The 21,309-nt window shown below is 75.1% G+C and carries 17 protein-coding genes; 5 read left to right on the top strand and 12 right to left on the bottom strand.

What is annotated here, in order from left to right:
- Window positions 1-72: 72 nt before the first annotated feature.
- On the bottom strand, window positions 73-1,278 hold the full coding sequence (gene pcaF / locus ACGF5C_RS01005; RefSeq protein ID WP_393295487.1) for a 3-oxoadipyl-CoA thiolase: 1,206 nt from the start codon (window positions 1,276-1,278) through the stop codon (window positions 73-75).
- A gap of 106 nt (window positions 1,279-1,384) precedes the next feature.
- On the opposite strand from pcaF, the gene ACGF5C_RS01000 reads away from it, so the two are divergent.
- The 4 genes from ACGF5C_RS01000 (at window position 1,385) to ACGF5C_RS00985 (ending at window position 5,832) form a co-directional block, all read left to right on the top strand.
- Window positions 1,385-2,350 (top strand): glutathione S-transferase family protein, encoded by a 966-nt coding sequence (locus tag ACGF5C_RS01000; RefSeq protein WP_393295484.1) that lies wholly within the window; start codon window positions 1,385-1,387, stop codon window positions 2,348-2,350.
- Window positions 2,343-3,020: a DUF998 domain-containing protein gene (locus ACGF5C_RS00995; RefSeq protein ID WP_393295481.1), complete on the top strand. Its 678-nt coding sequence runs from the start codon at window positions 2,343-2,345 to the stop codon at window positions 3,018-3,020. The genes ACGF5C_RS01000 and ACGF5C_RS00995 overlap by 8 nt, the downstream gene beginning before the upstream one ends.
- Before the next feature lie 264 nt (window positions 3,021-3,284).
- Window positions 3,285-4,592: a dicarboxylate/amino acid:cation symporter gene (locus ACGF5C_RS00990; protein ID WP_393295926.1), complete on the top strand. Its 1,308-nt coding sequence runs from the start codon at window positions 3,285-3,287 to the stop codon at window positions 4,590-4,592.
- Window positions 4,593-4,764: 172 nt separating this feature from the next.
- Window positions 4,765-5,832, top strand: coding sequence for an NADH:flavin oxidoreductase/NADH oxidase (locus tag ACGF5C_RS00985; RefSeq protein WP_393295478.1), 1,068 nt, complete (start codon window positions 4,765-4,767; stop codon window positions 5,830-5,832).
- A 46-nt stretch (window positions 5,833-5,878) separates the two neighbouring features.
- Here the strand turns inward: ACGF5C_RS00985 and ACGF5C_RS00980 are convergent, their stop codons facing one another.
- The 11 genes from ACGF5C_RS00980 to ACGF5C_RS00930 all read right to left on the bottom strand — a co-directional run bounded on the left by ACGF5C_RS00980 (window position 5,879) and on the right by ACGF5C_RS00930 (window position 20,340).
- A complete protein-coding gene (locus tag ACGF5C_RS00980; RefSeq protein WP_393295475.1) occupies window positions 5,879-9,424 on the bottom strand; it encodes an ATP-binding cassette domain-containing protein in 3,546 nt (1,181 codons plus the stop codon).
- A 116-nt stretch (window positions 9,425-9,540) separates the two neighbouring features.
- A complete protein-coding gene (locus ACGF5C_RS00975) occupies window positions 9,541-10,134 on the bottom strand; it encodes a TetR/AcrR family transcriptional regulator (protein ID WP_393266665.1) in 594 nt (197 codons plus the stop codon).
- 38 nt (window positions 10,135-10,172) lie between these two features.
- Window positions 10,173-12,407: a YhgE/Pip family protein gene (locus ACGF5C_RS00970; protein WP_393295472.1), complete on the bottom strand. Its 2,235-nt coding sequence runs from the start codon at window positions 12,405-12,407 to the stop codon at window positions 10,173-10,175.
- Window positions 12,404-13,207, bottom strand: a complete 804-nt coding sequence (locus ACGF5C_RS00965; protein WP_393295469.1) for an ATP-binding cassette domain-containing protein — start codon at window positions 13,205-13,207, stop codon at window positions 12,404-12,406. Before ACGF5C_RS00965 ends, ACGF5C_RS00970 begins: the two co-directional genes overlap by 4 nt.
- A 116-nt stretch (window positions 13,208-13,323) precedes the next feature.
- Window positions 13,324-14,163, bottom strand: coding sequence for a GNAT family N-acetyltransferase (locus ACGF5C_RS00960; protein ID WP_393295466.1), 840 nt, complete (start codon window positions 14,161-14,163; stop codon window positions 13,324-13,326).
- Window positions 14,164-14,218: 55 nt separating this feature from the next.
- A complete protein-coding gene (locus ACGF5C_RS00955) occupies window positions 14,219-15,445 on the bottom strand; it encodes an MFS transporter (RefSeq protein ID WP_393295463.1) in 1,227 nt (408 codons plus the stop codon).
- 121 nt (window positions 15,446-15,566) lie between these two features.
- The gene (ispG, locus tag ACGF5C_RS00950) at window positions 15,567-16,739 is read right to left on the bottom strand and encodes a flavodoxin-dependent (E)-4-hydroxy-3-methylbut-2-enyl-diphosphate synthase (RefSeq protein WP_393295460.1); all 1,173 of its coding nucleotides are present in this window, start codon (window positions 16,737-16,739) and stop codon (window positions 15,567-15,569) included.
- Window positions 16,740-16,748: 9 nt separating this feature from the next.
- Window positions 16,749-17,999, bottom strand: a complete 1,251-nt coding sequence (locus ACGF5C_RS00945; protein WP_393295457.1) for a M50 family metallopeptidase — start codon at window positions 17,997-17,999, stop codon at window positions 16,749-16,751.
- Complete coding sequence (dxr, locus tag ACGF5C_RS00940) at window positions 17,999-19,213, bottom strand: 1-deoxy-D-xylulose-5-phosphate reductoisomerase (RefSeq protein WP_393295454.1); 1,215 nt, start codon at window positions 19,211-19,213, stop codon at window positions 17,999-18,001. Before dxr ends, ACGF5C_RS00945 begins: the two co-directional genes overlap by 1 nt.
- Before the next feature lie 47 nt (window positions 19,214-19,260).
- Window positions 19,261-19,770, bottom strand: coding sequence for a YcxB family protein (locus tag ACGF5C_RS00935; RefSeq protein ID WP_393295451.1), 510 nt, complete (start codon window positions 19,768-19,770; stop codon window positions 19,261-19,263).
- A 24-nt stretch (window positions 19,771-19,794) separates the two neighbouring features.
- Entirely contained in the window at window positions 19,795-20,340 is a 546-nt protein-coding gene (locus ACGF5C_RS00930) for a GNAT family N-acetyltransferase (protein WP_393295448.1), read from the bottom strand.
- Between the two features lie 51 nt (window positions 20,341-20,391).
- On the opposite strand from ACGF5C_RS00930, the gene ACGF5C_RS00925 reads away from it, so the two are divergent.
- Window positions 20,392-21,231, top strand: coding sequence for a YhjD/YihY/BrkB family envelope integrity protein (locus tag ACGF5C_RS00925; protein ID WP_393295445.1), 840 nt, complete (start codon window positions 20,392-20,394; stop codon window positions 21,229-21,231).
- Window positions 21,232-21,309 lie beyond the last annotated feature (78 nt).

The raw sequence follows: 21,309 nt of genomic DNA, 5'->3' as shown, positions 1-21,309 counted from the left end.
GGCCGGGCACATCCCGCGTCCCCTCGGGCCGGCGGGGGCGGCCGGCCCGAGGACGGGCCGGCCGCCGCCGGGTCAGCCGGCGGACTCCAGCAGCAGCGAGATGCCCTGCCCCACGCCGACGCACATGGTGGCGAGCGCCCGCCGCCCGCCCCGGCGGCGCAGCTCCAGCGCGGCGGTCAGGGCCAGCCGGGCGCCGCTCGCGCCGAGCGGGTGCCCGAGCGCGATCGCCCCGCCGTTCGGGTTGACGTGCTCGGCGTCGGTGGGCAGGCCCAGCTCGCGCAGCACCGCGACGGACTGCGCGGCGAACGCCTCGTTCAGCTCGATCACGTCGACCGCGTCGAGGCCGACGCCGAGCCGGTCGAGCAGCTTCCGGGTGGCCGGCACCGGCCCGACGCCCATGGTCCGGGGCGGTACGCCGGCCGCGGCGGCCCCGGCGATCCGGGCCAGCGGGGTCAGGCCGTAGCGGGTCACGGCCGCCTCGGAGGCGACCAGCAGCGCCACCGCGCCGTCGTTGACGCCGGAGGAGTTGCCGGCGGTCACCGTGCCGCCCTCGCGGAACGGGGTGGGCAGCGCGGCCAGCTTCTCCAGCGACGTCTCCCGGGGGTGCTCGTCGACCTCGACGAGCTTCGTCTCGCGCCGCCCCGCCGGCACGGTCACCGGCACGATCTCCTCGGCGAACCGGCCGTCGGCCTGCGCCTTCGCGGCCCGCTGCTGCGACCGGTACGCGAACTCGTCCTGCGCGGCCCGGCCGACGCCGTACTCGGCGGCGACGTTCTCCGCGGTCTCCGGCATGGAGTCGATGCCCCAGTGCTTCTTCATCAGGGGATTGACCAGCCGCCAGCCGATGGTGGTGTCGTAGACCTCGGCGTTGCGGGAGTACGGGGTCGTCGCCTTCGGCATCACGAACGGGGCGCGGCTCATGCTCTCCACCCCGCCGGCCACGACGAGGTCGGCCTCGCCGGCCACGATCGACCGGGCGGCGGTGGCCAGGGCGTCGAGGCCCGAACCGCAGAGCCGGTTGACCGTGCTGCCGGGCACCTCCTCGGGCAGCCCGCCGAGCAGCGCCGCCATCCGGGCCACGTTGCGGTTGTCCTCCCCGGCCTGGTTGGCGCAGCCCAGGATCACGTCGTCGACCCGCGCCCAGTCCACGGACGGGTGCCGGGCGACCAGCTCGCGGATCACGTGCGCGGCCAGGTCGTCGGGGCGGACGCCGGCGAGGGCGCCGCCGTACCGGCCGATCGGGGTGCGGACACCGGCCACCAGGTATGCCACGGTCATCAGCGCGATCCTTCGGGGGGTGGGAAGGGGCGGGGGCGGGCGCTTCCGGGTCACGGGGTCGCCCGGCCGCCAGGATATCCGCGCGCCCAGCGGATAGGTTGACGGCATGGCCCGGGCCCAGTTCAGCGCAGAGACCAGCGGCGGTGGCGCGTTCGTCCGCCAGCCCAACCGGTTCACCGGTCGGGTCACCCCCCACTCGACCTCCCCCGCAGGGGGCGGCCCGGACGACCAGGACCGCTGGCCGCTGGAGCCGGGCCGCTACCGGCTGATCTGGTGCCGGGCCTGTCCCTGGGCGCACCGGGCCCGGATCGTCCGTAACCTGCTCGGCCTGGAGGACGCGATCTCACTCGGCACGGTCGACCCGATCCGCGACGAGCGCGGCTGGCGGTTCAGCCTCGACCCGGACGGGTTCGACCCGGTGCTCGGCATCGGCTTCCTGTCCGAGGCGTACCTGGCCACCGATCCCGACTACACCGGGCGAGTCACCGTGCCGGCCCTGGTCGACACGCGCACCGGGCGGGTGGTCACCAACGACTATCCACAGCTCACCCTCGACTTCTCCACCGAGTGGCGCAGCCTGCACAAGCCGGGCGCGCCGGACCTCTACCCGGTGGAGCTCCGCCCGGAGATGGACGCGCTGATGGCGGAGATCCACCGGGACGTCAACAACGGCGTCTACCGGTGCGGCTTCGCCACCTCGCAGGCCGCGTACGAGGAGGCGTTCACGGCGCTGTTCGCCCGGCTCGACGCGCTGTCGGAGCGGCTGGCGGGCCGGCGTTACCTGATGGGCGACGCGATCACCGAGGCCGACGTGCGGCTGTTCACCACCCTGGTCCGCTTCGACGTGGCGTACCACGGGCACTTCAAGTGCAACCGGCAGAAGCTCACCGAGATGCCGGTGCTCTGGGCGTACGCGCGGGACCTGTTCCAGACGCCGGGCTTCGGTGAGACGGTCGACTTCGACCACATCAAGCGGCACTACTACGGCACCCACGCGGCGATCAACCCGACGGGCATCGTCCCGCTCGGCCCCGACACCTCCGGCTGGACGACGCCGCACGGGCGTGGCTGAGCCGCGCCGGGCAGATCCGACCGCCACCCCGGGCGTGGCCGAGCCGCGCCGGGCGGGCCCGACCGTCTCCCCGTCCCGGGCCGCCGCCGCGTCGGCCGCCACCGGCTGCATCGTCGCGGGCGCGACCGCCGTGACCGTCGCCGTGGTCGCCGGTCCCGGCCCGGGCCTGACCGGGTACGTCAGCGAGGCGGGCGTCACCGACAGCGCGTACGCCCCGGCGTACCGGATCGGGGTCTTCGCCCTCGCCGCGGCGCTGCTGCTGCTCGCGGCGGCCCTGCCGGCGGGGCTGCGGTCCGCGGCCGCGCTGCTCGCCGCCGGGAGCGTCTGCACCCTGGTCTCGGGCGCGGTGACGTGCAGCGCGGGCTGCCCGCTGCCGCCGTTCGAGCGGGCCACGGCGGCCGACCTGGTGCACGGCGGGGCGAGCATCGTCGCGACCGCGGCGGTGGTCTTCGCGATGCTGGCGATCGCCTTCCCGCCCGGGGCCGACCGGTCGCTGCGCCGGCTGGCCGCCGGGGCGGCGGCGGTGGCGCTGCCGCTGGCCGGGGTGGTGGGGCTGGCGATGCTCGCGGTGGGCCGGGGCGCCCTGGTCGGGGTGCTGGAGCGACTGCTGCTCCTGGTGGCGCTCCTCTGGGCCGCCGCCACCGCCATCACCATCGCCCTGCGCCGGTAAGGAAGGGCACCTTGTTAACGCCTCCGGTAGAGGAAGGGCCCCTTCCAAACATTCCCTGTAAGGAGCGTCACCGGAGTCGATCCTTCCGGTCGGTCGGCCGGGGAGATAGCCTCGGCGGGCGATGACCAACGTCTGGCACCTCACCGTACGCCTGTATGTCGACCTCCGACTGCAGGCCAGCGGCATCTGTCCGGCGCAGCCGCTCTCCTGACGCTGCCCCGTTCGACCCTCCAGACCCTGGGACACATCCTCATGGCTTCCGCCCTGCGCAAGATCCCCTTCTCCGTGCAGATCCTGCTCGGCCTCGTCCTCGGCGTGGCGCTCGGCTTCCTCGCCCGCGCCAACGACCTGAGCTGGCTCACCAGCACCCTCGACACCGTCGGCGGCCTCTTCGTCCAACTGCTCAAGCTGGCCGTGCCGCCGCTGGTCTTCACCGCCATCGTGGTCAGCGTCGTCAGCCTGCGGGGGGTGGCCAACGCCGCCCGGCTCGCGCTGAAGACCCTGCTCTGGTTCGGCGCCACCGCATTGGTCGCGGTGGCCGTCGGCATCGGGCTCGGCCTGCTCACCAACCCCGGCCGCGGCGTCACCCTGGACACCGCCGGCGCCGCCGCCCCGAAGCGGACCGGCTCCTGGACCGACTTCCTCACCGGCATCGTGCCGACCAACCCCGTCGGCGCGTTCGTCGAGGGCAACGTGCTCCAGATCGTCTTCCTGGCCCTCGTCGTCGGCGCCGCGGCGCTGCTGGTCGGCGAGAAGGCCGAGCCGTTCGTGGCGCTCAACCGGGCGCTGCTGGAGATCGTCCAGAAGGCGCTCTGGTGGGTCATCCGGCTCGCCCCGATCGGCACGCTCGGTCTGATCGGCAACGCCGTCGCCTCGTACGGCTGGGACCTGGTGGCCCCGCTCGCGAAGTTCACCACCGCCGTCTACGTCGGCTGCGCGATCGTGCTGTTCGTGGTCTACCCGCTGGTGCTGCTGGCCGCCGGCCGGCTCAACCCGCTGCGCTTCTTCGCCGGCGCCTGGCCCGCGATCGAGCTGGCCTTCGTCTCCCGTTCCTCGGTGGGCACGATGCCGGTGACCCAGCGCTCGGTCGAGCGGCTCGGCGTCCCCCGCGAGTACGCCTCGTTCGCGGTGCCGTTCGGCGCGACCACGAAGATGGACGGCTGCGCGGCGATCTACCCGGCCCTCGCGGCGATCTTCGTCGCCCAGGTCTTCGGGGTGGACCTCGGCCTCACCGACTACCTGCTGATCGCCTTCGTGTCGGTGGTCGGCTCGGCGGCCACCGCCGGCCTGACCGGCGCGATCGTGATGCTCACGCTGACCCTGAGCACGCTGGGCCTGCCGCTGGCCGGCGCCGGCCTGCTGCTGGCGATCGACCCGATCCTCGACATGATCCGCACCGCCACCAACGTGGCCGGTCAGGCGCTGGTGCCGACCATCGTCGCGGCCCGCGAGGGCACGCTGGACCGGACCGCGTACGACTCGGCCGGCCGACGCTCGCCACTCGACCCGGCGGACGCCGACGCCGACGCCCGGTCCCGCCGGCCGGAGGACCTCAGCCCCGTCCCGGCCTGAGAACTCCTCCCGCCCGCCGACGCGCGACGCCGCTGCGGCACGGCCCCGGCGGACCACCCCCGCCACGAGCCCCGGCGGGACGTCCGGGCGACGCCCACCACCGACGGGCGCGTCGACGCCGAGGAGGACCTCCGTGGGGAGGTCCTCCTCGGCCGGCAGAAAGGATGACGACATGAGTGTCCTGTTCACGCCGCTGGCCCTGCGCGCGGTCACCCTGCCCAACCGGATCGCCCTGGCGCCGATGTGCCAGTACACCGCCGGCCCGGACGGCCTGCCCACCGACTGGCATCTGGTGCACCTCGGCGGCCGGGCGGTCGGCGGCGCCGGCCTGGTGCTGACCGAGGCCACCGCGGTGGTGCCGGAGGGGCGGATCAGCCCCCAGGACACCGGGCTCTGGTCCGGGGCGCACGTCGACGCCTGGCGGCCGGTGACCGCGTTCGTCGCGGCGCACGGCGCCGTGCCGGCGGTACAGCTCGCGCACGCCGGGTTCAAGGCGTCGACGTACCGGCCGTGGGCGCCGCGCCGGGGCGGGGTGCCCGACGCCGAGGGCGGGTGGACGCCGGTCGGCCCCGGGTCGACGCCGTTCGTGCCCGACCACCGGGTGCCAACCGCCCTGGACGAGGCCGGGATCGTCGGCGTGGTCGAGGCGTTCGCGGCGGCGGCCGGGCGGGCCGTCGACGCCGGGTTCGCCGCCGTGGAGATCCACGCCGCGCACGGCTACCTGCTGCACGAGTTCCTCTCGCCCCTGACCAACCAGCGGCGGGACGGCTGGGGCGGGGACCGGGCCGGCCGGATGCGGCTGACCCTGGAGGTGGCCCGCGCGGTGCGCGCGGCGGTCGGCGAGGACGTGCCCGTGCTGACCCGGATCTCCGCCACGGACTGGGAGCCCGACGGCTGGACGGTCGAGGACAGCGTGGTGCTCGCCGGCGAGCTGGCCGGCGCCGGGGTCGACCTCGTCGACTGCTCCTCGGGCGGCGCGTCCACCACCGCCACGATCCCCGTCGGCCCGGGCTACCAGGTGCCGCTGTCCGCCCGGGTACGCCGCGAGGCGGGCGTGGCCACCGGCGCGGTCGGCCTGATCGTCGAGCCGGAGCAGGCCGAGGAGATCGTCGCCGCCGGCGACGCCGACCTGGTCCTACTTGGGCGGGAACTCCTGCGCGACCCGTACTGGCCGCACCGCGCCGCCGCCAAGCTCGGCGCCACCCCCACCTGGCCCGCCCAGTACACCCGCGCCCTCTGACCCCACCCCCTCCCCGGCCCCTCGGGACGGGGCCGGGGAGGGCGGGTCAACCGGCCAGGTGGGACCAGTGCGGTTCCAGGTCACGCCAGGGGCCCTGGGCGGCGACCGTGCCGGACAGGAGGACCACGACGTGGTCGGCCCGCACCAGGGCCGCCCGCTTCGAGGTCGAGCCCACCACGGTTACCCCGTGCTCGCGGAGGGCCTGCCAGAGCGCCAGCTCCGTGGTGACGTCCAGCGCCGAGGACACGTCGTCGGCGACCAGCAGTTCGGTACGCGGCGCGAGCGCCCGGGCCAGCGCGAGGCGCTGCAACTGCCCGCCGGAGAGACGGGTGCCCTTGTGCCCGATCAGCAGCCCGAGACCGCCCCCGGCCGCCGCCAGGTCGTGGTCGAGCTGGGCGGTCGACACCGCCGCGGCGGCGTCCACCTGGTGGCCCAGCGTGATGTTGTCGGCCACCGTGCCGGAGAGCACCCGGGGCAGCTGGCCGACGTAGCCCACCTGGTTGGGGCGCAGGAACAGCTCCGGCTCGGTGACCGGCTCGCCGTTCCACGTCAGCAGGCCGGTGTGCGGCGCGATGCCGGCGAGCGCCCGCAGCAGCGACGACTTGCCCGAGCCGACCGGCCCGACGACCAGGACCAACTGGCCGCGTTCCACCGTCAGGTCGACGTCGCGGACGGCCACCGTGCCGTCGGTGTGCCGGACCCCGAAGCCCGTCAGCTCCAGCCGGCGCAGCGGGCGCCGGGGCGGCACTTCCGGCGCCGGGGCGGTGCCCGCGCCGAGGTCCACGTCCGGCACCGCCGCCGAGTAGGCCGCCACCCCGGTCATCGCCACCGTCCGCCGCGTCCACACCCGCGCGGAGGGGATCTGCGAGATCAGCGACGCCGTCGTCCAGGCGAACCAGCGGGCCGCCGCCAGGGTGGCGACCGCGACCAGGGTGGCCCCGGCCGACAGCTCGCCGGCCAGGAACAGCGCCCACGCGCCGATCGGCAGCAGGCCGCTGACCAGCGACGGGGTCGACCGCGACCACACCTGCACCGCGATCTCGCGGCGTTGCCGGTCGCTGCGGACCACGTCGAGGTCGGCCAGGTGGGCCAGCACCGGCCGGGTGGCCCCGGCGAGTTTCACCGTACGGGCGGCCGACAGCGAGGAGACCAGCGCGGTGGCGAACGCGGCCCGCGCGGCGACGGTGGCCCGGGCGGAGCGTTCCAGCCGCGGCCCGAACAGCGTCGCGGCCAGCCCGGAGACCACCATCGTCCCGGCGAAGAACAGCCCCGGTACGACGCTGCCGGTCACGGCCGTCATCGCGGCCAGCAGCACGAGCGAGATCCCCTGGTCGCTCACGTTGTCGGCGAGCTGCACCACCCGCTCGGTGTCGCCGCCCTGGGCCACCACCTCCGCCGGGGTGTGCCCGCTGACCCGGCGCGGCCCGGTCTGCCCGTGCACCAGCCGCAGGCTGATCCGCAGCATCTGCCGGACCCACCACTGCGGGAACCGGTAGCCGGTGAACCAGTGCACCGGCAGGGTGACCAGTAGGGCGGCGACGATCCCCACCGCCGGCAGCCAGGGATCGCCGACGCCGTCGACCAGGTCGGCCCAGAGCCAGGGCAGCACCGGCCCGTCCATCCCGAGGACCACCAGCAGCACGAACATCGCGAGCGAGGCCAGCCCGTACCGGGCGTCGTTGACGCACAGCCGCAGGACCTCCCGCAGCCCGCGCAGGCCCCGCAGCCCCCGGGGCGGCGCCGGGGCCGTCGCCTCGGGCTCCGCCTGCACCGCTGGCGTCGGGTCGCCGTCGGGCGCGGTCGGCCGCCCGACCGCCGGCTCCGCCGGGTCGGGGCCGGTGGGCGGCCACGGGTCCGGCGGGCCGGGCAGCAGGTCCACCCCGCCGGACCGGGCCCCCGACCCCGCGTGCGCGTACGCGGTGGCGTGGCTGCTGGCGAGCAGGTCGGCGAAGCGGGCCGACTCCCGCAACGGGCCCGCCTCGACCACCGCCCCGTCGGCCATCACCACCACCTCGTCGCAGCGGCGTACGGACGAGAGGCGGTGCGCGATGACGATGCCGATCCGGTCGCGCAGCAGCCGCTCGGTGGCCTGCTGCACCCGCGCCTCGGTGACCGGGTCGAGACGGGCGGTGGCCTCGTCGAGGATCACCACGTGCGGGTCGCGCACCAGGATCCGGGCGAAGGCGACCAGTTGCTCCTGCCCGGCCGAGAGCACGTGCCCACCCTCGCCGAGCCGGGTCTCCAGGCCGTCGGGCAGCTCGGCGATCCAGCCCGCCAGGCCCAGCTCGTGCAGCGCCCGGGCGGCGGCGTCGCGCAGTTCCGGCTCGAACAGCGCGACGTTCTCGGCGAGGGTGCCGGCGAGGATCTCCGTGCGCTGGGGCACCACGGCGATCCACCGACGCAACTGCTCGACGTCGAGGTCGCGCACGTCGCGGCCGGCCAGGAAGACCGTCCCTGGTGGCACGTCGACGGCCCGGGTGAGGACCTTCGCCAGGGTGGACTTGCCGGAGCCGGTCCGGCCGACCAGGGCGTACGAGCGGCCACGGGCGAAGGTCAGGTGGACGTCGCGCAGCGCGGGGCCGCGCCCGCCGTCCGGCTCGGTGCCGTGGTAGTGGAAGGTGAGGCCGCGGACCAGCAGGTCGCCCTCGGTCGGGGTGGCCCCGCCCACGGGCTCCTGCGGGGAGTTCGCCAGCAGTTGCACCCGGCCCCACGCGCCGAGGGCGTACTGGAGCTCGGGGACCATCCGGCTGACGTGCTCGACGGTCATGCCGAACCCGATCGCGAGCAGCCAGACGGCGGTGAGCCGGGCGCCGTCGACCCGGCCGGCGACCAGCGCCCACGCGCCGCCGAGCACCACGGCGGCGATCCCGGCCAGGGTGGCGCCGGCGGCCACGGTGGTGACCCGCGCCGACATCCGCCACACGCGGACGCCCCGGTCGAGCACCTCGGCCGCCCGCCGGGCGTAGAGGCGCAGCACGTACGGCCGGGCCAGGCTGGTCCGCACGTCGTCCTGGCCGTGGACGGCCTCCTCCATCACGGCGGCGAGGTCGGACCACGCCTCCTCCTCGGCCATCCGGGCGGGGGCGATCCGCGCGGTGGGCCGGCGCAGGCCGACCGCGAGCAGCACCGTGAGCAGCAGCATCCCGACGCCGGCCGGCCACCAGACCGCGAGGGCGACGACCGTCGAGAGCAGGCCCGTCGTCAGCGCCTGCGCGATCCGTACGCCCTGGTTGCGCACCGCGGCGGCGACCTGGTAGACGTCGCCGTCGATTCGGTCGAGCAGCTCGCCGACCGGAGTGGTCTCCAGGGTCGGCAGGTCCTGCCCGAACGCCACCCGGCACAGCCGGCGGCGCACGTCGGCGGACCAGTCGGCGGTCAGCCCGGCCATCAGCAGGCTGACCGCCAGGTCGGTGAGCACGGCGGCGACCAGCGCCACCGCCAGCAGCGCGAAGAACCCGGGGGCGCGGTGCACCAGGACGGGACCGGCCAGCGCGGCGGCGGCGGCCTGACCGCCGGCGCCGAACACGATCAGGCAGGTCACGACCGCCATGCGGCGGGGCGAGGTGACCCACAGGTCCCGGAGCAGACGCATCGGAGTCCCTTCGGGAAGGCGGTGGGGAGGAGACGTCCAGCCTGCTCGGTGGGGGTGTCCGGTTCAACGCATTTACGGCCCGCCCGGCATACGCGACATCCGCGCGGGGCGCCGGGTCAGGTCCGGGCGACCCGGCGGACGATGCCGAGCAGCGCCTCCTCGACGTCCTCGATCGGCCGGTCCGGCTGGAACACCAGCCAGTCCACCGCCACCACCAGCCCGACGCCGAACAGCGCGGACGAGGCGGTCCGCACGTCCAGGTCCGCGGGCAGGTCGCCGGCGGCCACCCCGGCCCGGACCGTCTCGGCGATCACCTCGATCGCCTCGCCGCGCAGCAGCCGCAGCGTCTGCTGCCACTCCCGGTTCGTCCGCCACATCTCCGAGAGCAGGAGCTGCGCGAAGGCCCGGTACCGCCGGATGTACTCCAGCTCTGCGCGCACCAGCGCCGCCAGCGCCTCGCGCGGCGGCAGCCCGGCCACGGCGGCCCGGAACTCGGCGGTGAGCAGGCCGATCCCGTGCCGGAGCAGCTCCTCGAAGAGCACCGTCTTGGACTCGAAGTTGTAGTAGACGGTGCCCTTGGCCACCCCGGCGCGGGCCGCGATGTCGTCCACGGTGGTCGCCGAGAAGCCCTGTTCGGCGATGAGCTCCACGGCCGCCTCGAAGAGGCGCTGGCGGGTGTCCTCCCGCCGCCGCGACCGTCCGTCCGTCACTTGCCCTCCCCGTCCGCGCCTCCGGCCCGTCAGCATCCTCACATGGACAGCTCGGGGTGCAGGGTGGCCGGGGTCAGGCGGCGCGCCCGGCGGGCGGTGACCACGGTGAGCGCGAGCGCCGCCGCGCCGAAGCCGGCCAGCACCAGCGCCCCCGTGCCGACCGGCCCGGCCGATCCGCCGTTGACGGTGTGCCGCAGGGCCGTGACCACGTAGGTCATCGGCAGCCAGGGGTGGATCGCCTGGAAGAAGCCCGGTGAGGTCTGCACCGGATAGGTGCCGCCGGACGAGGTGAGCTGGAGCATCAGCAGGGCCAGCGCGGCGAGCCGGCCGGCGGGCCCGAGCAGCGCGCCGAGCCACTGCACGATCGCGGTGAAGGCGAGCGCGGCCAGCGCGAGCAGGCCGAGGGTGGCCGCCGGGCGCGCCGGGCCGAGGTCGAGCGCGAGGGTCACCACCGCGAAGAGCACCCCGGCCTGGGCCAGCCCGATCGCCGCGGCGGGCAGCCAGCCCGCCAGCGCCACCCGCCAGGCGGGCGCGCCGGACATCACGTGCCGCCGGTTGACCGGCCGCAGCAGCATGTACGTGATCATCGCACCGACCCAGAGGGCCAGCCCGAGGAAGTACGGGGCGAAGCCCACGCCGTACGCGCCGGCGGCGTTGCGGGCGGTGCGGTCCAGCGAGACCGGGTCGCCGAGGACGGCGGCGCGGGCCTCCGCGTCGGCGTACCCGGGGATCTTCTCCTCCCCCTCGGCGAGGCCGTCGGCCAGGTCGCCGGCGCCGCCGCCCAGCCGGGTCAGGCCGGCCGCGAGGTCGCCCGCGCCGCTCTCCAGCCGGGTGAGGCCGTCGGCGAGCCGCTCGCCGCCGGCGCTGAGCCTGTGCAGGCCGCCGTCGAGTTCCCGGGCGCCGGTGGCCAGCCGGAACAGCCCGCCGCGCAGCTCCCCGGCCCCGGTGGCCGCCGTGCCGAGGCCGTCGCGCAGCTTGGCGCTGCCCTCGGCGAGGGTGCCCAGCCCGGTGGCCAGCTCGTTGACCTTGGCCTTGGCGGCGACGACGTCGTCGGCCAGGTGGGGCGCCCCGGCAGCGATCTCCCGGGCGGTGGCGGCGACCCTGGTCATCCGGTTCTCCAGGGCGGTCAGGTCGGCGTCGTCCAGCGTGCCGGCCACGGCGCGGGCCGCCTCGACGGCGGCCTTCGCGGCCGTACGGGCGGCCACCGCGCTGGGATCGTCGGCGAGTTCGGGGTGCGCGGCGACCAGCGCGTCGAGCCGGTCGCGGACCTGCTCGGCCTGGCCGACCGCCTCCTGTGCCCGCCGGGGCAGGGCGTCCAGCCCGTCGGCGAGCGCCTGCGCCCCCTCGGCGATCGCCGTGGCCGACTCCTCGATCCGCTTCGCGTTGTCCCGCAGCACCGGCTCGATCCGGCCGGCCGCGCCGTTGACTTTGTCCGCCACCGCGCGGGTCTGCGTCGCGGCGCGGGCGGTGCCGTCGGCGAGCTGCACCGCCCCGGTACGCAGTTCGCCGAGCCCGGCGGCGAGTTCGTCGGCGCCCTTCGCGGTCTTGTCGAGCCCCGCCGAGAGGCTGCCCGCCCCGGTCGCGGACGCGTCCAGCCCGTCCGCGATCTGGCCCGCGCCGTCCTGCGACGTGCCCAGCCCGTCGGCTACCTTGCCCGCGCCGGTGGTGGAGGAGTCGAGCCCGTCGGCGAGCTTCGCGGCTCCGTCGGCCGCCCGGCCGGTCTCGGCCTTGGCGTCGGTGAAGCCCACGAGCATCTTCTCGAAGTAGTTCCCGGCGGCGCTCTGCGCGGCGGCGGCCCGGATCTCACTGAACGCCGTGCGGGCCAGCAGCCCGGAGAGGTAGTTGGTGGCGTCGTCGTTGACCACCCGCAGCGCCCCCCGCCGGGCCGGCCGGTCAGGCTCGGGGCTGTCCGCCAGGCTGGCGGAGAAGTCCTCCGGGATCGCGAAGACCAGGTGGTAGCGGCCGCTGCGCAGGCCGGCGGCGGCGTCCCCGGCGTCGGTGACGTGCCAGCCGAAGACCCGTCGGTCGAGCAGCTCGTCGGCGAGGTCCTGCCCCGCGTGCACGACGGTGCCGTCACTCGCGGTGGCGGGACGGTCGGCGTTGACCAGCGCCACCGGGATGCGGTCCAGCTTGGCGTACGGGTCCCAGAAGGCGTAGAGGTAGAGCGCCGCGTAGAGCAGCGGGACGACGGTGAGCACGGCGAGCGCGGCGCGGGGCAGCCGGCCCCGGGTCAGCCGGCGCAGCTCGAACCGGGCGAGTCGGAAGACGCTCATCGGGCCACCTCGACGGTCTCGGTCGGATCGGTCTCGTCGCCCGGACCAGCGGCGGCGGGCGGCCCGGCCGCCGCCTCGGGCAGTCCGGCCGCCGCCTCGGACGGTCCGGCCGCCGCCTCGTCGGGGGGTGACGGCACGGCCGGCGGGTCACCGAGGTGGTGCACGGTCGCGGGGGTGTCCGCCTCGACCGCGCGGGCAGTGGCGACCACCGCGTAGCCCTGGTCGGCCAGGCGGGCGAGCGTCGCCCAGAGCCGGGCGCGTTCCGGGGCGTCGCAACCGGCGTCCACGTCGTCGGCGACGATCAGCCGGGGCCCGCCCAGGGTGGCCAGGACCAGGCCGAGCACCTGCCGTTGCAGCGGGGTGAGGTCGCGCCCCCGGGTGTCCGGGTCGAAGGGCACCTCCCCGGTGAACCCGGCCCCGGCGAGCGCGGCGGCGAAGGCGTCCCGCCGGTACGCCCGGCGGGCCCGCAGCGCGGCGACCGGCACCAGTTGCCGCCGGCGGCGGCGGGGCACCGGCCCGAGCAGCAGCAGCCGCTCCCGGACATGCTCGGCGACGGTCAGCGCGGGGTCGGGCTCGTGCACGCCGGCGACCTGCCCCAGCGCGGCGGGGCCGTGCCGGGTCAGCCGTCCCTCGCTGGTCGGGAAGCGGCCCGCCAGGGCGAGCAGCAACGAGGTGCGCCCGCTGCCGGGCAGGCCGGTCACCGCGTGCAGTTCGCCCGCGGCGACGGTCAGGTCGACATCCCGGAACACCCATCCCCGCCGGGTACGCAACCCCAGCCCCCGCGCTTCGACGACCACCATCCGACCCGGCTCACTTTCTTAAACTGACTGGTCGGTGCAAAAACATGCCCAGCCTAGCCCCGGTCGTCCGGTTCGGCACTCCCCGTCGGGGTGATCCGGGCCATGCCCGGGAGCGTTCAGAAGAGCACGGTGGCGAGCGTGCCGACCGGGCGGAAGCCGCAGCGCTCGTAGACCCGGCGGGCCGGCAGGTTGAAGTCGTTGACGTAGAGGCTCACGGTCGGGGCGACCCGCAGCAGCGCGTCACGCACCACGGCGGCCATCGCCGCCGTCGCGATGCCCCGGCCCCGCCACTCGGGGGCCACCCAGACCCCCTGCACCTGGGCGGTCCGGCGGGTCACCACCGCCAGCTCGGCCTTGAACACCACCTGACCGTCGACGAACCGCGCGTACGCCCGCCCGGCCCGGACCAGTTCGGTGACCCGCCGCCGGTAGCCGCGCCCGCCGTCGTCGGCGATCGGCGAGACGCCCACCTCCTCGGTGTACATGGCCACCGCCGCCGGGAAGAGCCGGTCGATCTCCCCGCCGCGAACCAGCCGCACCTCCGGGTCCGCCCGCAGCGCCGGCAGCGCGTCGGTGGCCAGCAGCGGCTGGTTGGGGCGTACGTCCCGGGCCGGCCCCCAGACGTCGGAGAGCCGGTCCCAGAGGCTGAGCACGGCGTCGGCCCGGCCCACGATCGACGAGCAGAGCCGCTCCTCGCCGGCGAGCAGGTCGGCGTAGGCGGCGACGGCCGGCTCGGTGGCGAGCACGGGGGTGAGGTTGCCGCCCAGCCAGCAGACGGACTCCAGGTGGCGGCGGGTGCCGTAGCCCAGTACCCGGCCCTCGGCGCGCCACCAGGCCAGGCCGCGCGCGGCGACCCGCTCCGCGACCTGCGCGCCCGCGAACGGGTCGAGGTCGAGCAGCCGCTCGACAGCGCGGCGCTCCGACTCCCCGAGTTGCCGTACCGGCACCGTCAGCACGGATACCAGCCTGCCAGATCCGCCCCCCGCCGCGCCGGTCGAGTGGCGAGAGGGACTACGGCACCGGGACCGGTCGCGGCGCGGGTGCGGTGCCCCGGTTGCGGGCGGCCCAGCCGACCACTCCGGGCACCAGTGCACCGAGCAGCAGGAACAGCCCACCGAGCAGCAACCAGCCGGGCACGCCCCACCCGACGGCCAACGTGGTCACCACCACCGGCGCGATCATCCGGCCCAGCTCGAAACCCATGCTGTACGCCCCCTGGTACTGCCCGTGGGCGTGCTCGGGCGCAAGCCCGAAGGAGATCCCCCAGCCGGCGGCGGAGTGCCACAGTTCCCCGACGACGTGCGCGAGCGCGCCGGCAACCAGCAGCGCGACGGCGGCAACCGTCGGCAGGCCGCCGCTGGCGGCGAAGAGGACGCAGGCGGCGGCGATGGCGAGCCCGGCGCGCCGCGACGCCCGGGCCGCCCCGGCGAGGCTCTCGGTGCCTCGTGCGGCGCGGACCTGGAAGAGCACCACCACCAGGGTGTTGACCAGCATCAGCCCGGAGATCACCCAGGCCGGCGCCCGGGTGTGCCCGACGATCCACAGCGGCAGGGCGATGTTGAGCAGCCCGAAGTGCATCGACATCAGGCCGTCGAGCACGGTGAACGCCAGGAACGGCCGGTCCCGCAGCGCGACCAGCCGGGGGCCCTGCGTGGGGGCGGGCACGGGAGCGATGGCCGGCAGCCGGGTGAAGACGGCGGCGGCGAGCAGGTACGTCGTCGCGGCGGTGAGGATCAGCGCCACGTACGCCGCCCGGGTGTCGGCGGCGAGCGCGAAACCGGCGAGCACGGCGCCCACCGAGATCCCGACGTTGGTGGTGGCGCGCAGGTAGGCGCGGGTGCGGACCCGCTGGTCGGCGGGGACGGAACCGGCGATGAGCGCGCCCCGGGCGCCCCGGTCGGCGGCGTCGGCCAGGGCGGTGGCCGCGCCGACGGCCAGGAACGCGGCGAACGACTGGACGGTCACCAGGGCGGCGGTCAGCGCGCCCCCGGCGACCAGCGCGGCGACCTGGGTGCCCCGGGGGCCGAGCCGGTCGGCGAGGTATCCGGTCGGCGCGCTGGCCAGCAGGCCGACCAGGGCCGAGACGGTCAGCCCCACGCCCACCTCGGTGGCGGTGAGGCCGACCGAGCGGGTGAGGAAGAGCGCGCTGGCCACCAGCCACAGGCCGCGCCCGACGGTCCGCACGAGGGTGCCGAGGGTGAGGGTCCGGGCCGGGCCGGGTTCAGGAAGCAGCCGCACGCCCACACCCTAGCAAGACGTACGTACGGTTTGGTAAACGGGCACCGGCGTACCACGTGACAAAGTGCACCGGCCCCGACCGCCGGGTGGCGGTGGGGCCGGTGCGCGACGGCGCGGTGGGTCAGTGCACGCTGACGGTGGCGCCCGGCAGCAGGCCGCGCAGCTCCTCCGGCAACTCGGCGCCCATCTCGTCGGCGATGCGCAGCGCCTCCTCGATCAGCGTCTCCACGATCTGCGCCTCGGGCACGGTCTTGACGACCTTGCCCTTGACGAAGATCTGGCCCTTGCCGTTGCCGGAGGCCACGCCCAGGTCGGCCTCGCGGGCCTCGCCCGGGCCGTTCACGACGCAACCCATCACGGCGACCCGCAGCGGCACCGGCAGCCCCTCCAGGCCGGCGGTGACCTCCTCGGCGAGCTTGTAGACGTCGACCTGCGCCCGCCCGCAGGACGGGCAGGAGACGATCTCCAGGCCCCGCTCGCGCAGCCCGAGCGACTCCAGGATCTGGTTGCCGACCTTGATCTCCTCCACCGGCGGGGCCGACAGCGAGACCCGGATCGTGTCGCCGATCCCCTCGGCCAGCAGCGCGCCGAAGGCGACCGCCGACTTGATCGTGCCCTGGAACGCCGGGCCGGCCTCGGTGACGCCCAGGTGCAGCGGGTAGTCGCACTTCTCGGCGAGCTGGCGGTAGGCCCGGATCATCACCACCGGGTCGTTGTGCTTCACCGAGATCTTGATGTCGCGGAAGCCGTGCTCCTCGAACAGCGAGCACTCCCACAGCGCCGACTCGACCAGCGCCTCGGCGGTGGCCTTGCCGTACTTGGCCAGCAGCCGCTTGTCCAGCGAGCCGGCGTTCACGCCGATCCGGATCGGCACGCCCGCGTCGCCGGCCGCCTTGGCGATCTCCTTGACCTTGTCGTCGAACTGCCGGATGTTGCCCGGGTTCACCCGGACCGCCGCGCAGCCCGCGTCGATCGCGGCGAAGACGTACTTCGGCTGGAAGTGGATGTCGGCGATGACCGGGATCTGCGACTTCTTCGCGATCGCCGGCAGCGCCTCCACGTCGTCCTGGCTGGGCACCGCGACCCGGACGATCTGGCAGCCGGACGCGGTCAGCTCGGCGATCTGCTGGAGGGTGGCGTTGACGTCGGACGTGAGGGTGGTGGTCATCGACTGCACGGACACCGGCGCGCCCCCACCGACCGGCACGGAGCCGACCATGATCTGGCGGCTGGCCCGGCGCGGGGCGAGCGGCGGAGGCGGTACGGCCGGGATGCCGAGACTGACAGCGGTCACTTCAGGCACTCACCTTGAGAAGAGCGTGATCGGGTTGACGACGTCCGCGGTGATGGTCAGCAGCGTGAACGCGCCACCGATCAGGATCATCGCGTACGTGAGGGGCATGAGCTTGAGGTAGTCGACGCGGCCGGGGTCGGCGCGCCCGATCCGGGCGTAGACCCAGGAACGGGCCCGCTCGAACCAGGCGATGGCGATGTGCCCGCCGTCCAGCGGCAGCAGCGGCAGCAGGTTGAACACGCCGATGAAGAAGTTCAGCGAGACGAACAGCATGAAGAACAGCAGCCAGGCGTTGTTCTCCACCGCCTCGCCGCCGAGCCGGCTCGCGCCGACCACGCTGATCGGGGTGTCCATGTCCCGCTCGCCACCGGTGATCGCCGTCCACAGGGCCGGCACCTTCTGCGGGATGCGCTTCATCGCCTCGAAGGTGTTGACCGCCATGTCGCCGGTGAAGTCGGCGGTCGCGCCGAACGCGCCGACCGGCCCGTACGTGACCCGGGTCGGGGTGCTGGGGACGAGGCCGACGCCGAGCGCGGCGACCGTGGCGACCTGACCCTTCGGGTCGTCCAGCGGGGGGCGCTGGGTCTGCGCGAGCACCGCGCTGGCCGTGCCCGGCTGGCCGTCCCGGACGTACGCGATCTGCGCCGTGTCGCCCGGCTTGAGGGCGCGCAGGGTGGTCAGCAGCTGGCCGTAGTCGTTGATCGGCGCGCCGTTGATCGCGGTGATCCGGTCGCCGTCGCGCAGCTGCGCCTGGGCGGCGGGGCTGGCCGGGTCGGCGGTCGTGCACGCCCGCAGGGTGTTCTCCGGCACCACGCAGTCCGACAGCTGGATGACCGCCGGCTCCTTGCGGATCTCGGCCTCGGTGCTCGGGAAGTCGGGGTTGGGCAGGCCGGCGCTGACCGCGATGATCCAGAGGGTGACCAGGGCGAGGGCGAAGTGGGTGATGGACCCCGCGGACATCACGATCGTCCGCTTCCACACCGGGTAGCGCCACATCGCGCGCGGCTCGTCCGCCGGGTCGACGTCGTCGTCCTGCGGGGTCATGCCGACGATCTTGCAGAAGCCGCCGAGCGGGATGCCCTTGATGCCGTACTCCGTCTCGCCCCGCTTGAACGACCAGAGCGTAGGGCCGAAGCCGACGAAGTAGCGGGTGACCTTCATGCCGAAGGCCTTGGCGGTGAGCATGTGCCCCGCCTCGTGCAGGCTCACCGAGATGAGGATCGCGAGGGCGAAGAGCACCACCCCGAGCAGGTACGCCATCAAGCTCCTTCCACCGAACCCGCGATGATGATCTCCTGCGCGTGCGCGCGGGCCCACGACTCCGCCGCGAGCACGTCCTCGACGGTACCTGGTTCGTCGAAGTCGGGAGCGTCCTCCAACACCCGCCGGAGGGTGTCGACGATGCCGAGGAAGGGCAGCCGGCCGGCCACGAACGCGGCCACGCACTCCTCGTTGGCCGCGTTGTAGATCGCCGGCCGGCAGCGTCCGGCCTCGCCGGCGGCCTTGGCCAGCGCGACCGCCGGGAACGCCTCGTCGTCCAGCGGCGCGAACTCCCAGGTGTGCGCCGTCGTCCAGTCGACCGCGGCCGCGGCGTCGGCCACCCGGTCCGGCCAGCCGATGCCGAGCGCGATCGGCAGCCGCATGTCGGGCGGGCTGGCCTGGGCGAGGGTGGACCCGTCCACGAACTCGACCATCGAGTGGATCACCGACTGCGGGTGCACCATCACGGTGATGTCGGCGTACGGCACGTCGAACAGCTCGTGCGCCTCGATCACCTCCAGCGCCTTGTTGACCATCGTGGCGGAGTTGATCGTGACGACCGGCCCCATGTTCCAGGTCGGGTGCGCCAGCGCCTGCTCTGGGGTGACCTCGGTCAGCTCGTCGCGCCGCTTGCCCCGGAACGGGCCGCCGCTGGCGGTGACGACCAGCCGGCGCACCTCGGCGCGGGTGCCGCCGCGCAGGCACTGGGCCAGCGCCGAGTGCTCCGAGTCGACGGGGACGATCTGCTCCGGCCGGGTCACCGCGGCCCTGACGAGGGAGCCGCCGGCGACGAGGGACTCCTTGTTGGCCAGCGCGAGCGTACGCCCGGCGCGCAGCGCGGCCAGGGTCGGCGCGAGCCCGAGCGACCCGACCACCCCGTTGAGCACGACGTCGCAGGGCCACTGCGCCAGCTCGGTCATCGCGTCCGGGCCGGCCACGATCTTCGGAAGCCTGAAGTCGCCGGTGGCCCAGCCGCGCCGGCTCGCCTCGGCGTAGAAGGCGAGCTGGAGGTCCTGCGCGGCGGACGCCTTCGCCACGCCGACCGCCTCGACGCCGAGTTCGAGGGCCTGGGCGGCGAGCAGCTCGACGTTGCCGCCGCCGGCGCCGAGCGCGACCACCCGGAACCGGTCCGGGTTGCGCCGCACGATGTCGACGGCCTGTGTGCCGATCGAACCGGTGGAGCCGAGCAGAACAAGATCGCGTGGGGACGTCACCGGGCCATTCTTCCCCAGCGTTGCTGAGCGCCCGCTGGGAGCCTCCGTCACCTCGGGGCGGCGGGCCCGGCCAGCGTCGCCGGGTCGCCGCTGAGCAGCCCCCGCTCGCGCAGGACGGCGAGCAGCCGCTCCCGGTCCGCCCCGGCCAGCCCGTCGACGGGCACCGGGAACACCTGGCTCCGGCTGATCCAGAACAGCAGCTGACCCGGGACGGCCTCGACCCGGTTGAGCGCGGCCCACCGTACGGTGCTGTCGCTGAGGGCGTTGACGCCGCGGACGCCCTCGTCGGTGAAGGTCCAGGTGATCGGGGTGCCGTACATCTTCCAGGCGGCGCGGACCAGGGACCGCAGCGGCAGCGGCCCGACCAGCGCCAGGACGGCCGCGACCAGCGCCCAGCCGCCCGCCATGCGCAGGTCCCCGAAGAGCAGCCCGACCAGCGCCGGCAGCAGGGCCACGAACGGCAGGAGCCGCCACGGCAGCAGCGTCCGGCGGTACGCCCGGCGCAGGCCGGCGGTGAGGCGGCGGCGGTCCGGCTGCGTCTCGAAAGTGATCATCACGCCGAGAGAGGATACGGCGGGCCGTCAGGCGTCGGCGTGGCGCACGAAGGTCTCCACCTCCTCGCCGCCGTACCAGTCGGTGCGGCGGCCGACGTGGGTCATGCCGAGGCGGCGGGCCACCGCCATCGACGCCTCGTTGCCGGGCGCCACGACCGCGTAGACCTCCCGGGTGCCGGCGGCGAGTTCCCGCGCCACCACGGCCCGGGCCGCCTCGGTCGCGTAGCCGCGGCCCTGGGAGTCGGGGTGCAGGTGCCAGCCCACCTCGATGTCGTCGGTCGGCACGTTCTCGTCCCGCCCAGGCAACGGCTTGAGCAGCACGGTGCCGGCCACCACGCCGGTGTCGCGGACCTCGATCGCCCAGGTGCCGTACCGGCCGCCGTGCCCCGCGTGCCGCTTCCGCCACAGCGCGAGCCGGTCGGCCGCCTGCGCCGGGTCGGTCAGAGGCAGACCGGGCGCGTTCAGCCACCGGGTCACCTCCGCCCGGGAGTAGAGGTCGAAGATCCGGGCCAGGTCGGCCGGGTCGGCGGTCCACTCCCGCACGACCAGCCGCTCGGTGGTGAGCACGGTCATGGCGGGTGATCTTAATGAATGACTCTGGACGCGGTGGGGAATGAAGCCGCGATGGGTGGCGGATGGCAGCGGGCGAGGCGGATCACCCGGGCCGCGTTCCGCCCGCTGCGCGGCCGGGACCTGTCGCTGCACGCCGCCGCCATCACCTTCTACGGCGCGATCGCCGTGCTGCCGGTGGCGCTGCTGGCGATCTGGCTGACCTCGCTGGTGGCGGGGGGTGGCCGGGTACGCCGGCTCACGTCGCACGCGGTGGCGGCGCTGCCGGACGCGATCGGCGCGGCCCACGCGGTGGCCGCGCTGGTCGAGGCCGGGGTGGGGTTGACCCCGGTGCTGGCGTTGGCGTCGCTGCTGCCGGCGTCCCTGTACGGCGAGGGGCTGCGCCGGGCCTTCGTCTCCGTGGCCGGCGGGCGCGGCGACGAGTCCCTGGTGGGCTGGCGCGGCCGGCTGCTGCTGCTCCCCCTGCTCGCCCCGGCCCCGGTCCTGCTGCTGTCGATCCTGGTCGCGCTGCCGACGACGACCCGGCTGGTCCGCCAGGGCGGGTTGGCCGGCGCGCTGGGCGTGGTGCTGTCGTTCCTGGCGGTCTGGCTGGTGCTCACCCCGGTGCTGCTGTGGGTGTTCCGGGTGGTCGGCCCGGCGTCGCCGGACTGGCTCCCCGCGCTGGGCGTCGGCTCGTTCACCGCGGCGAACCTGTCCGGGTTCCTGCACGGCTTCGTGCTCTTCGCCTCGCTCCCGATCGACCTGGGCGTGCCATTCGGCGGTTTCGACGAGATCGGGGCGGGGGTGGCCGTCCTGCTCTGGCTCTACCTCTTCCACGTGATCGTGCTCGCGGGCTACTCCGCCACGCTCGCCCTCTCCCGCTGGCGGGCGACCCGCGCCCGGCCCGCGGGATGAGCGACCAGGATGCGTTCGCCCGAGCTGCCGGAAGCGATGAGGAGGCCGCCCGCCGGAAGAGCGACCAGGAGGTCCGCG

It is taken from the genome of Micromonospora sp. NPDC047620, from assembly GCF_043205005.1.
Taxonomy (GTDB): Bacteria; Actinomycetota; Actinomycetes; order Mycobacteriales; family Micromonosporaceae; genus Micromonospora.
Note: the sequence above shows the minus strand (reverse complement) of the source record. Positions and strands in the feature narration are given on the sequence as shown.